This window comes from Streptomyces paradoxus (assembly GCF_014202475.1).
In the GTDB taxonomy this organism is placed as follows: domain Bacteria; phylum Actinomycetota; class Actinomycetes; order Streptomycetales; family Streptomycetaceae; genus Streptomyces; species Streptomyces paradoxus.
This window is the reverse complement of sequence record NZ_JACHGV010000006.1, coordinates 23271-35947: the sequence shown is the minus strand read 5'-3', so window position 1 is coordinate 35947 and position 12677 is coordinate 23271. Positions and strand designations below refer to the sequence as shown.

The window sequence follows — 12677 nt, the reverse complement described above, 5'->3', positions numbered from 1 at the left end:
TCAGGCCACGCGGTACTGCTCGTCGCGGGCGTCGGTGAGGAACATCTGCCCCGGGGCGTGCGTGAGGGCGAACGGCGGACGCGAGGCCATCACGGCCGCCTGCGGGGTCACTCCGCAGGCCCAGAAGACCGGGATGTCGTCCGGCTCGGCGTCCACCGGGTCCCCGAAGTCGGGGCGGCCGAGGTCGTCGATGCCGAGGCCCGACGGGTCGCCGCAGTGCACGGGACTGCCGTGCACCGCCGGCAGCAGACTGCTCTCCCGGATCGCCGCCGCCAGGTGCCGGGGCGGCACCGGCCGCATGGACACCACCAGCGGTCCGTGCAGCCGCCCCGCCGGACGGCACTGCCGGCTCGTCACGTACATCGGGACGTTGCGGCCCTGCTCGACGTGGCGGATCGGCACGCCCGCCCCGGCCAGCGCCCACTCGAAGGTGAAGCTGCACCCGATGAGGAACGACACCAGGTCGTCCCGCCAGTAGGCGCGCACATCCGTCGGCTCGTCCACCAGTTCGCCGTCCCGCCACACGCGGTAGCGCGGCAGGTCGGTGCGCAGGTCCGCGCCGTCGGCGAGCACGGTCGTCCAGGAGCCGGCGTCCGTGACGTCGAGGACCGGGCAGGGCTTGGGATTGCGCTGGCAGAACAGCAGCATGTCGTAGGCCCAGTCGGCGGGCACCGAGATCAGGTTGACCTGGGTGTGGCCCGCCGCGACCCCGGCCGTGGGGCCGGTCAGACCCTCCCGGAAACGGGACCGGGCCGTCGCGGGGCTCCACGCGTGCGCGTGCTCGTCGACAAGGAGCAGGGGGCGGTCCTCGGTGCTCGTGCGGTTCACGCGAGCTCCTTCCCGCGCGTCTCCGGCAGCCCCAGCAGCGCCAGCGCCGCGATGCCGTAGCCGATCGCGCCGAACACCAGCGCGCCGCCGACGCCCCAGCTGTCGGCCAGGAACCCGACCGTCGTCGGGAACACGGCGCCCACCGCCCGGCCGGTGTTGTACGTGAAGCCCTGCCCCGTCCCGCGCACCGCCGTCGGGTACAGCTCGCTCAGGTAGGACCCGAAGCCGCTGAAGATCGCCGACATGCAGAACCCGAGCGGGAAACCGAGCACCAGGAGCAGGGTGTTGGCGCCGCTCGGGATGTTCGCGTACGCCAGGATGCAGAGCGCCGACAGCAGGGCGAAGAGCCAGATGTTGCGCCGCCGGCCCAGCTTGTCGGTGAGATAGCCGCCGGTCAGGTAACCGATGAAGGCGCCCGATATGAGGAACGTCAGATAGCCGCCGGTGCCGACGACCGACAGGTCGCGCTCGGACTTCAGATACGTCGGCACCCAGGTGGCCAGCGTGTAGTAGCCGCCCTGGACACCGGTCGACAGCAGCCCGGCGAAGACCGTGACCCGCAGCAGGCCGGGCTTGAAGATCGCCGTGAACGAGCCCTTCTCCGCGTTCTGTTCGCGCGCGGCAGCCGCCTCGGGGGCGTCCTGCACACTGCGCCGCAGCCACACGACGAGCAGCGCGGGCAGCGCCCCGGTCCAGAACATGATGCGCCAGGCCAGGTCGTCGCCGGCCACCGAGAAGATGACGGTGTAGGCGATCACGGCCATGCCCCAGCCCACCGCCCAGGAGCTCTGGATCGCGCCGAGCGTGCGGCCCCGGTGCTTGGCGCTCGCGTACTCGGCGACCAGGATCGCGCCGACCGCCCACTCGCCGCCGAAGCCGAGGCCCTGGAGGGCGCGGAAGACCAGCAGCGTCTCGTAGTTGGGCGCGAAGCCGCAGGCGACGGTGAACACCGCGTAGGTGATCACCGTGACCATCAGCGCCTTCACCCGGCCGACACGGTCGGCGAGGACGCCGGCGAGGGCGCCGCCGATCGCCGAGACCACGAGGGTGACCGTGGTGAACAGGCCCGTCTGGCCGCTGTTCAGGCCGAAGTAGGCCGACAGCGCGACCATGCTCAGCGGCAGAGTGAAGTAGTCGTACGAGTCCAGGGCATAGCCGCCGAAGGCGCCGGCGAAGGCGCGGCGGCCGCGCGGGCCCAGCGCGCGCAGCCAGCCGAACGCCCCGTCGTCCGAGGTGCGTTCGGGGCTCGCGGGGCGTGTGTCGTCGATCTTGGCCTGCGGTGGAGGGGTCGTGCTCATGGGCACCTCGCAGTGGGAGGACGGAGGGTGCTTCGGGGTGAGCCGTGCCGTGCGGAAGCGGTCGGCGCCGCGGTGGGGGAGCGACGCCGTGCGTAGCACCGTAGAGGATTGTTCAACGATCCCTCAATACCCATGTTGGTTCGTTCTTGGGATCTGCGATTGAATTCCGGCATGGCAGAGCAGCTGAAGGACCTCGCCGACGACCGGGCTCTCCTGGGCCGCACCAGTACCGCGGAGCGGGTCTCGGACATCCTCAGGAGCCGGATCGCCGAGGGCTACTTCCCTCCCGGCACCCGCCTGTCGGAGGACAGCATCGGCGGCGCCCTCGGCGTCTCCCGCAACACGCTGCGCGAGGCGTTCCGGCTGCTCACGCACGAGCGTCTGCTCGTCCACGAGCTGAACCGGGGCGTCTTCGTCCGGGTCCTGACCGTGGAGGACGTCGAGGACATCTACCGCACCCGGCGGCTCGTCGAGTGCGCCGTCGTGCGCGGCCTGGGCGAGCCCCCGTACGGCCTCGACGGGCTCGCCGGCGCCGTGGAGGAGGGGCGCCGGGCGGCCCGTGAAGGTGACTGGAATGGTGTGGGTACGGCCAACATCCACTTCCACCGGGAACTGGTCGCCCTCGCCGCGAGCGAGCGCACCGCCGAGCTGATGCGCAGCGTCTTCGCCGAACTGCGGCTGGCCTTCCACGTGGTGGATGAGCCGCAGCGCCTGCACGAGCCGTACATCGCGCGAAATGTCGCGATTCTGGAGGCTCTTCAGGAAGGGGAGCGGGGGAAGGCCGAGCGCCTGCTCGCCGGGTACCTCGACGACTCGCTGGAGCGCGTGGTCGAGGTGTACCGGCGGCGGGTCGGCGAGGACGGGTGAGGACGCCGGTTGAGGACAGGTGAGTGTGGCGGTCGGGGACGGATGAGGGCAGCGGCGCAGGGGGCGTACCGCGTCGTTTGGGTGGTTGTCAGACCCAGGACCTAGTCTGTGCACCGTGACTTCGCCTGCATCGACGGACAGCGTTCCGCCCCAGCTCAGCGCGGGGCCGCGCCCCGCCCCGGGGCCGGCCGCCGACGAGGGCCTGGCGCGGCGGCTGCGCGCGCTCGCCTGCACCGCGCCGCTGCACGACCTGGACGCGCGCAAGGCTAACCTGGCCGGCGAGTACTCGGTGTACGGCATGGCGGAGGTCGCCCTCGCGGCCATCGACCTGGTCACCCTGAACATGGACTTCGACACGGGCGCCGACCACGACCAGATCGTCGCCCGGCTCATCCCGCGCATCGCCGCCCAGGCGCCGCAGCGGCCCGCCGCCGAGCACGAGCGGGTGGCCCGCTGGGTCCTGGAGAACCTGATCAACGTCGGCAGCGTCGACCGCGGCTTCCGCGCGGTGTACGGCACGTTCGGTGCGGACGGCACCTATGTGCGCCGCGACTACGACTTCAAGCTGATCGAGGAGGTCCCCGGCCCCGGCGGCACGGTCTACCTTCGTACGACCGACGAGGCGGTCAACGTCCTCGTCGGCGCCCTCGACACGGACGTCACCAGCGCGCAGATCGCCGCCGAGGTCAAGCTGGAGGTTCTGATCAGCCGCGGCCGGCTCGCCGACGCCCAGCTCGCGGCCGAACAGGCCCGCTACCGCACCGTGCAGTACTCGGAGACCCTGCGCCGCGCCCTGGACGCGACCCGGCGCAACGTGCGCGCGGTGGACTGGCTGTCCACCGTGCCCGACATGATCGCCGAGGCGCTGGAGCACGTAGCCGACCGCTACCGCCACGAGAACGCGATCCTCACCAACATCCGCAAGGCCCGTGACGAGTCCGAGGACCCGGAGCAGAAGCGCCGCGCCGCCGAGCTCGTCGACATCGTCAAGGACTGCATCCGCCGGCACACCCAGCTGCAGTCCCGGCTGCTGGAGGCCGGGCCGCTGTTCCGCGCCGAGCAGGACCGGCAGGCCTTCGCCACCCCGATGACGACCTCGGGGACGGACCTGTACGGGCATCTCCTCTCGCCCGTGCTGCCGCTGCCGCTGGAGCAGGCCGTCCGCGTCACCGACGCCTTCTTCGGCCGCGGCACCGGGCTGCGCACGCCGTTCTCCGTCCGGGTCGGCGACCTGGTCGACATACTGCTGACGCCGCCGGCGGAGCGCGAGCACCTGGGTGCGGAGATGCCGGAGCCCGACCTGATCGCCACACCGGACGACAGCCGGTTCAGCGAGGAGCAGCTGGCGGCGGCGCAGGAGCTGCTCGACCTGCCGGCGGACGCGCCGCGCCGGTTGTCGGGGCTGCTCGCCGACGCCCGGCGGCAGGATCCCGAGCTGCCCTACCTGGTGGCCCTGATGGCGGTGCACGCCGCCAGCCCGCCGGTCGGCACGGCCTATCGCCAGGGCGAGCAGAAGCTGCTGTTCGCCGTGGACGACGGGACCGAGCTCGACGATCCGGAGTTCGGAGGGGCGGACCTGATCGTGGGCACCGCGCTGCTGGACGCGGCGGGGATGGCGGCGGACCGGACGGAAGCAGCATGAGTCAGTACGAGTGGCACAAGGAGTCCCGACCGTGAGCGAGCATGTCGAGTGGAGCGAGCCGGACGGACCGGCCCCGGCGGCCGGCGCCGCCGTCACTCCCGCCGACGCCGCCGACGCGGCCCGGCTCGTGTCCTTCGGCCTGCAGCCCAAGCTGCAGCCCGCCCGTGACCAGGAGTACGCCGACCTGCTGCGGCGCTACCGCGAGGACCCGCCGTTCGCGCGGCTCGCGGACGCCGTGGCGACCGGCCTGGGACTGATCGTCCTGGAGGTGTCCCCGCGCGCGGGCATGGCCGTGACCGCCGCGGAGGACTCGGTGTTCGCCGTCCGCATGGGCGACTACGCGCGTCGTACGTCCGCCGACGGCGGCGACCGGTTCCTGCACGGTCTCGCCCATCTCGCCGTCGCCGCCCTGGCGTTCCCGCGCCCCGAGGACCTCGCCGACGACGGCTACATCGGCCGGGTCACGGTCAACGGCGTCGACGCCTTCGTGCGCCAGGCCTGCCGCCGGCTGGAGGAGCGCGCCGAGGAGCAGGGCGAGAACACCGACCCGGCGACCGACGCGCCCGGCCTGGAGGCCGCCTGGCGGATCTGGGTGCGGCGCAGCGCCACCGGCGCCACCAAGGACGCGCGCCGGCTCGCCGGTTCGACCACCGGCATCGTCGCCAAGGCCGTCGCGTTCCTCACCGACTCCGGATTCCTCCAGCGCACCGGCGACGACCACGGCGGCACGTACCGCACGACGGCGCGCTACCAGCTCCAGGTCCGCGACCTGGCCGGCAGCGCCGCCCTGGCCGAACTGCTGGAGCTGGGCGTCGTCCCGGTCACCGACGGCACACCGACGCTGCTGCCCCCCGAGGAGAGCGACGACCTGGAGCTGGTCGCCGACGCCGGACTGCCGTTCCACTCCTCCTGAACGTCCCTTTTCTGAGAAGGCTTACGAGAGTCCGCCATGTACGAGCTGTCCCGGGTCCGCCTCTACTCCATCGGGCCCGCAGGTGCGCGCTACGCCGACACCGTGCTTGACCTGCGCGGGGTGGGCGAACCCGTGCCGGATCCCGCCCCCGCGCAGGCGGAGTTCTTCGAGGAGGAGCCCGTCGGACCGCCGCGCCGGCCGGCGCCCGCGGGCGTGCTCTTCCTGGAGAACGGCGGCGGCAAGTCCGTCCTGCTGAAGCTGATCTTCTCCGTGATGCTGCCGGGCCACCGCAACACCCTCGGCGGCGCCAGCTCCGGCGTGCTGCGCAAGTTCCTGCTCGCCGACGACTGCGGGCACGTCGCGCTGGAGTGGCAGCACGTGCTGACCGGCGAGTGCGTCGTCGTCGGCAAGGTCAGCGAGTGGCGCGGGCGGCAGGTCTCCAACGACCCGCGGAAGTTCGCCGAGGCCTGGTACTCCTTCCGCCCCGGGCCCGGACTGAGCCTCGACAACCTCCCCGTGGCCGAGGCCACCGCCGTACGGGCCCCCAGCGAGGGCCAGTCCAGTGCGCGCGGGCGGCGCCGCACCATGAAGGGCTTCCGGGACGCCCTCACGGAGGCGGGCAAGACCTACCCGCACCTGGAGGTGCACTGGGAGGAGATCCACGACCGCTGGATCGAGCACCTCGGCGACCTCGGCCTCGACCCTGAACTCTTCCGCTACCAGCGCGAGATGAACGCCGACGAAGGTGAGGCCGCCGGTCTCTTCGCGGTCAAGAAGGACGCCGACTTCACCGATCTGCTGCTGCGTGCCGTCACCGACACCCGCGACACCGACGGGCTCGCCGACCTGGTCAGCGGCTTCGGCAACAAGCTGGGCCGGCGCGCCGAGCTGATCGCCGAACGCGACTTCACCGCCGGGTCCGTCGACCTTCTCGGACGCATCGTGGAGGCCGCCGAGGCCCGCTCACGCGCGCGTGACGTCCACGCCGGGGCCGAGCGCCGTACCCGGACCCTGGCCCGCCGGCTCTCCGCGCGCGGGGTGCGGGAGCGCGTGCGGGCCGCCGACCTGGCCCAGCGCGTCACCGCCGCCGCGTACGCCGTCACACACGCCGAGGCGGCCCGCGAGCGCAGCGCGCTCATCTCCGCCGAACTCGCCTACCGGCACGCCTCGCTGGCGCTCGCCGGGGCAGAGAAGTCCGCCGCCGCGCAGAAGCGCGAGCTCGCCGACGCCCGCACGCTGTACGCGGCGTGGCAGGCCGCCGAGGCCGTGCTGCGCCACCGCGCCGCCTCCGACCGCGTCACCCGCGTGTCCGCCGCGATCCAGGAGGCCGAGCGGGACGCCGCCCCGGCATTGGCCGCCCGCTCCAAGGCCGCCGTCGACCTCGTACGGGCCCTGCACGCGGCCGCGGAGAAGGCGGAGAGCCACGCCAACGAGGAGGAGGAGCGCTCCGCCGCCCTCCAGGAGGTCAGCGACGCGGCCTACCGCGACTCCACCGCCGCCGCGACGCAGGCGCAGCGCGCCCGCAGCGAGGCCGGTCACCTCAAGCAGCGCCTCGCCGAGGTCGAGCAGGAGACCGCCGAGGCGGTACGGGCCGGCTGGCTCGACGACTCCGCGCCCGACGCCGACCCGGCCCGGGCCGCCCTGGCCGCCAGCGACGCCGAGAAGGCCGCCGTCGCGGCCTGGGACTCGGCCCGCGAGGCGTCCCGCCGGGCCACGGAGCACGCTCGCGAAGCCGCTTCCGCCGAGAACCGCGCCGAGCTGACCGCGGCCCGCGCGGCCGACGCGGCGACCGCGGCGGAGCGGTCGTACGAGGCCGAGCGCCGCACCGCCGAGGCACTCGCGGCGGAGGAGCGGCTGGCGGAACTGCTCAGCCTCACCCCGGAGCCCCGCCCGGGCATCCCGCAACCCCGCCACGGCACCGACAGCGAGCCGGTCACGCACGCGGCCCCCGGCGAGCAGGGGCTCACCGCGGAGGAGCTCGACCGCTTCGCCGACGACCTGCGCGTCCTGCTCGACGACTCCGTCTCCTCCGCCGAGCGTCAGCTGTTCGAGCTGCGTACGGCCGCCGCCGACGACTCCCGCATCCTCGGCGCGCTCGGCGACGGCGGGCTGCTGCCGCCCGGCCCGGACGTGCTCGCCACGGTCGAGTTCCTCGGCGAGCACAGCATCCCCGCGCTGCCCGGCTGGCGCTACCTCGCCCAGGCCGTCGACCCGGCCGACCACGCACGCGTGCTGGCCGCCCGGCCCGAACTCGTCGACGGCGTGATCATCACCGATCCGGACTCCCACGCCCGGGCCCGGGAGGCGCTGGGCGACGCCGCGCTGTTGCCCCGCTCCGCCGTGGCGGTCGGCACCGCCGCCGCCCTGCTCGCCCCGACCCCGGCGCCGGACAGCGACAGCGGCGACGTGTTCCTCGTGCCGCCGAACCCAGCCATGCACGACGAGCACGCCGCGGACGAGGAGCGGCAGGCCCTGCGCGCCCGGGCGACCGAGCGGGACGAGGAGATCCGCACGCTCGCCGCCCGGCTCGGCAAGGACCGCGAGCTGGCAGCCCGGCTCGCCTCCTGGCGCACCGGCTGCCCCGCAGGCCGGCTCGCCGAACTGACCCAGGCGGCCCACGCCGCCCGGACGTTCGCCGAGGAGTCGGAGGCCGAACTGGCCGAGGCCCGCACCGTGCGGGCCGAGGCGGACGAGGTCGCCGCCGAGGCCGCGCGCGTCCGGGACGAGCGCCAGGAAGCCGCCCAGAAGGCCCGCCGCTCCGCCGACGCCCTCGCCGGGCTCGCCTTCCGGCTGCGCGAGCGGGCCGGCTGGCAGGTGAAGCTCCGCGAACTGGCCGACGAGGCGGCCGAGTCCGAGGCGAGCGCCCAGGCCTGCCTGGAGCGGGCCCGGGCCGCCGACGAGGACCGGCGTGCCGCCCAGCGCGCCGCCGACGACACCCGCCGCACCGCCCGCGCGCTGCGCGCCGAGCGCTCGGAGATCGCCGGGGCCCCCGACGACGTACCCGAGGACGACGCCCAGACCCCCAAGGCCTCCCTGCCCGCCCTGCGCGAGGCCTACCGCGCCGCGTCCCAGGTGTACGAGAAGGTGGGCGTGGGCGCCGACCTGCGCGCCGAGCAGGCCCGTGCCGAGAGCGACGAGAGCGCGGCCCGCGCGGAGCTGGACCGGCTCAGCAACAAGGTCCGTACGCGCGCCGAGCAGCTCCTCGAATCCCCCGACGGCTCCGACGGGCCCAGCCGCCAGGCCGCCGCGGCCCGCGCCGAGGAACTGGTGCAGCTCCTGGAGACCCGGATGTCGACCGCGAGCGAGCAGCTCGGACGGCTGCGCGGCGAGGCCGAGCGGCTCGCTCCCGAGGACGGCGAAGCCCACACCGACCTCCCCGAGGACCTCCAGCCCAGCGACGCCGAGCACGCGCAGAGCCTGCTGCGCACCGCCACGGCCGAACTCGCCTCCCACACCGAGGCGCTCGACCGGGCCCGGGAGGCGCATGCCGAACTCCTCGACGCCCACCGCGCCGCCGAGGACGCGGCGAGCGGCTTCGACGAGATCGCCGCCATGCTCCGCGACCTGCTGCGCGAGCACACCACGGACGAGGAGCACGAAGAGCCCGAGCCCTACCCCGGCACCACGGAGGAGGCCCGGCAGGCGGCCGCCGAGGCCCGCCGCTCCCTGCGTGGCTGCGCCGCCGACCTGTCCGCCGCCGAGTCCGCCGTGCGCGAGGCAAGCGACATCCTCGTCCGGCACGCCAACTCCACGCGCTACGAGCAGGTCCGCACCCCGGCCCGTCAGCAGATCCGCGAACTGCCCGCCTCTGCTCTGCCCGAGCACGCGCAGAAGTGGGCGGACGCCTTCGCGCCCCGGCTCCGCGTCCTGACCGACGAACTGGAGCAGCTGGAGCGCAACCGCGACTCGATCGTGGACCGCCTGCGCGGCCTCGTCGAGTCGGCCCTGGCCACCCTGCGCTCCGCCCAGCGGCTCTCCCGGCTTCCGGAAGGCCTCGGCGAATGGTCCGGGCAGGAGTTCCTCCGCATCCGCTTCGAGGAGCCCGACCAGGCCACACTCACCGAGCGGCTCGGCGAGGTCATCGACGAGGCGACCCGCGCCGCCGTCAAGAAGAACTCCGACCTGCGCCGCGACGGCATGTCCCTGCTGCTGCGGGGTGTCGCCGCCGCCCTGCAGCCCAAGGGCGTCGCCGTCGAGATCCTCAAGCCGGACGCGGTGCTGCGCGCCGAGCGCGTCCCCGTCGGGCAGATGGGCGACGTCTTCTCCGGCGGGCAGCTCCTCACCGCGGCCATCGCCCTCTACTGCACGATGGCCGCGCTGCGCTCGAACGACCGGGGCCGCGACAAGCACCGGCACGCCGGCACGCTGTTCCTCGACAACCCCATCGGCCGCGCCAACGCCACGTACCTGCTGGAACTCCAGCGGGCGGTGTCGGATGCCCTGGGCGTCCAGCTCCTGTACACCACGGGCCTGTTCGACACCACCGCGCTGGCCGAGTTCCCCCTGGTCATCCGTATGCGCAATGACGCGGACCTGAGGGCGGGCCTCAAGTACATCAGCGTCGAGGAACACCTCCGCCCGGGTCTGCCGCGTGAGGCTCCCGCCGGGGAAGCCGTACACAGTGAGATCACGGCGACCAGGATGTTCAAACGCCCGGCGTCCGCAACCCCCTAGGGGCGCGGGGAGCTGGAGTCGAGGAGAGCGGAGTCCGTGGGCTCCGAGCGGTGCTCGGCGAGCACGCCGGTCCGGTGCCGCTGGACGAACCAGTAGTAGGCGAAGCCGCCGCCCGCGATGACGGCGACGAACAGTACCGCGCCCCAGCGCAGGTACCAGTGGTAGGGAGCCGCGGCGTTGTAGACCGCGGCGCGCGGCCAGATCAGGTTGAGCGTCATGGCGGCGCCCCACAGGACGGCCAGGATGTTGACCGGCAGACCCCAGCGGCCCAGCGAGAACCGGCCCTCGCCCGCGGGCTGCCACTTCCCGCGCAGCCGGGCGACCAGCAACGGCACCGTGACGCCCAGGTAGGCCAGGTAGATCATGATGATGCCGATGCTGGTGACCACCGTGAAGATCTGCGGCTGTCGGATGTTGACCACCAGGATCGCCAGAGCCAGGATCCCGATGATCACGGTCGGCAGGACCGGTGTCTGGAACCGCGGGTGGCACTTGGCCAGCTTCGAGGACGCCGGCAGGTTGTTGTCGCGGGCCATCGCGAACGCCAGCCGGACCGCCGCCGTGTGCACGGCCAGGGCGCACACCGTCACCGCGATCAGCACGCACCACAGCATCGCCTTGCCGGCCGTCGGGCCGAGCACGTCCAGCACGATGTACTGCAGGCCGTCCGTGGACAGCTTCTCGCCCTTGAGGCTGGACACGCTCATCAGGGCGAGCAGCAGGATCAGGCCGCCGAGCACGAACGACGCCACGATCGCCCGGATGATCGCGCGCGGCGCGTTCCTGGTCGGGTCCAGGGACTCCTCGCCGAGCGAGGCGGCGGTGTCGAAGCCGTACATGACGTACGCCGAGGCCAGCGAAGCCACCAGGAAGGCGCCCAGATAGCCGTTTCCGTACCCCGCGCCGGTGCCGTGCGTCTCCATGACGACCTGCGGACCGCGCGTGATGTGGACCGCGAAGAGGATGATCAGAACCACGGTGGCGATCAACTCGATGAACACGCCCGCCGTGTTGATCCTTGCCATCAGCTTGACGCCGAAGGCGTTCACGAGGGTCGTGAACAGGATCAGCACCGCGGCCAGGATGACCGCGTTGGTCGCCACGTCGTACGTACCGGTGCCGTCCCCCACGAACTGGAAGAACGACGAGATCTGCGGCAGCGTCAGCTGGTACGCCAGCGCGACGGCCGATATGGACACGATCGAGGCGATCAGCATCATCCAGCCGGCGAGCCAGCCCAGATGCGGATTGCCTATCTTCTTCGACCAGTTGTAGACCGAGCCCGCCACGGGATACCGGGCGGCGAGCTCGGCGAAGCACAGGGCGACCATGAACTGGCCGACGAAGACCATCGGCCACGACCACCAGTAGGCGGGGCCGCCGCTGCCGTACCCGAAGTAGAACAGCTGGAAGGTGCCGGTCAGGATCGAGATGTAGCTGATCCCGGCGGCGAAGGTGTGGAAGTTGCCGAGGGTGCGTTTGAGCTCGGGCCGGTAGCCGAACTCGGTGAGCTCGGCGTCGTCGCGGCCGTGTGGGTCGGTCGGCTCTGCGGTTGTTCTCATGGCGGAATTCCTCAATGGGTTGCCTCAGACTGATGTGGATCAGTCGTCAACCCTGGTGGGTGAGGCAGGTGTTGCGCCAGAGGTTCTCCGCCTTGCGATACCCGGCAAGCCTCGCGAGCCCGGGAGCGAAGCCGGTCCCACCATGAGAAGGAGGCGGCGGCTCGGGCCTCGGACCGGACGCCGCTCTCACGTATCCGGTCGCCCTCGTCCCGCCTAGCCCCCTGTCCTCACGGGTCTTACGAGTGGGACAACTGCCCGGCACCACTCCGGCGGCGTATCCGGCCCCGGGCGCGCTCGGCGGCCCGCTCCTGCCGACGGGTCCGCCGCCGCTCGCGCCGCAGAGCCCGCGCCGTGCTGCTCGGCACGGACACCACACCGTGGCGCTGGTTCCAGACCTGGCGCGTCACCCATACGTCGAGCGCACCCCAGGTGGCCGCGATCGTGCTGACCACACCGCTGATCACCATCGGGAACGCCAGCCAGGACCCCGCCATCGTGCACAGAAAGGCCACCATCGCCTGGAGCAGCGTCACGGCGATGAGCAGGACCGCTCGCACGGCCGCAGTCCGCACCGGATCCGGCAAGCGGCGCCGGCGCGCGGGTTCCTCGACCCACAGGGGCCTGTAGCGCTGCTGCTTCCCGGCGCCGCGACCCACCTCGTGAGCCAGGCCTTCCGTCTCTCGTCCCGGGAGGCCCGCTGCGCCCCCGGGGGTGTCGCGATCGGTCGCCTCGGGATCCCGATGCCCCGTCAGCCGCGCCCCACCCGCCCTGGGCGCACCGCGCCGTTCCGCCGTGCCCATCACCGTGTCACTCCCCACCGCCAGCAGACCGCTCGCTCGCATCCGAAGACCCGTGCTCCTCAGTGGCTGCCCGGCTTGCGCTGTTTTACGCCG

General features: G+C 73.0%; 8 protein-coding genes. 4 read left to right on the top strand and 4 right to left on the bottom strand.

Annotation, left to right across the window (positions count from 1 at the left end):
* A complete protein-coding gene (locus HNR57_RS20490) occupies nucleotides 1-828 on the bottom strand; it encodes a putative hydro-lyase (RefSeq protein WP_184561484.1) in 828 nt (275 codons plus the stop codon).
* A complete protein-coding gene (locus HNR57_RS20485) occupies nucleotides 825-2126 on the bottom strand; it encodes an MFS transporter (RefSeq protein ID WP_184561483.1) in 1302 nt (433 codons plus the stop codon). The genes HNR57_RS20490 and HNR57_RS20485 overlap by 4 nt, the downstream gene beginning before the upstream one ends.
* Before the next feature lie 171 nt (nucleotides 2127-2297).
* Between HNR57_RS20485 and HNR57_RS20480 the strand changes: the two genes are divergently transcribed.
* The 4 genes from HNR57_RS20480 (at nucleotide 2298) to HNR57_RS20465 (ending at nucleotide 10222) form a co-directional block, all read left to right on the top strand.
* Nucleotides 2298-2993, top strand: a complete 696-nt coding sequence (locus HNR57_RS20480) for a GntR family transcriptional regulator (protein ID WP_184561482.1) — start codon at nucleotides 2298-2300, stop codon at nucleotides 2991-2993.
* A 115-nt stretch (nucleotides 2994-3108) separates the two neighbouring features.
* Nucleotides 3109-4635 carry a hypothetical protein gene (locus HNR57_RS20475; RefSeq protein ID WP_184561481.1) on the top strand — a complete coding sequence of 509 codons (1527 nt, stop codon included), beginning with the start codon at nucleotides 3109-3111 and terminating at the stop codon, nucleotides 4633-4635.
* 31 nt (nucleotides 4636-4666) lie between these two features.
* A complete protein-coding gene (locus HNR57_RS20470; RefSeq protein WP_184561480.1) occupies nucleotides 4667-5548 on the top strand; it encodes a hypothetical protein in 882 nt (293 codons plus the stop codon).
* Between the two features lie 36 nt (nucleotides 5549-5584).
* Nucleotides 5585-10222 carry a hypothetical protein gene (locus tag HNR57_RS20465; RefSeq protein WP_184561479.1) on the top strand — a complete coding sequence of 1546 codons (4638 nt, stop codon included), beginning with the start codon at nucleotides 5585-5587 and terminating at the stop codon, nucleotides 10220-10222.
* On the opposite strand, the gene HNR57_RS20460 is transcribed toward HNR57_RS20465, so the two are convergent.
* Both HNR57_RS20460 and HNR57_RS20455 read right to left on the bottom strand, forming a co-directional pair.
* The gene (locus tag HNR57_RS20460; protein WP_184561478.1) at nucleotides 10219-11784 is read right to left on the bottom strand and encodes an APC family permease; all 1566 of its coding nucleotides are present in this window, start codon (nucleotides 11782-11784) and stop codon (nucleotides 10219-10221) included. The genes HNR57_RS20465 and HNR57_RS20460 overlap by 4 nt on opposite strands.
* 236 nt (nucleotides 11785-12020) lie before the next feature.
* Nucleotides 12021-12584, bottom strand: coding sequence for a hypothetical protein (locus HNR57_RS20455; protein WP_281403902.1), 564 nt, complete (start codon nucleotides 12582-12584; stop codon nucleotides 12021-12023).
* Nucleotides 12585-12677 lie beyond the last annotated feature (93 nt).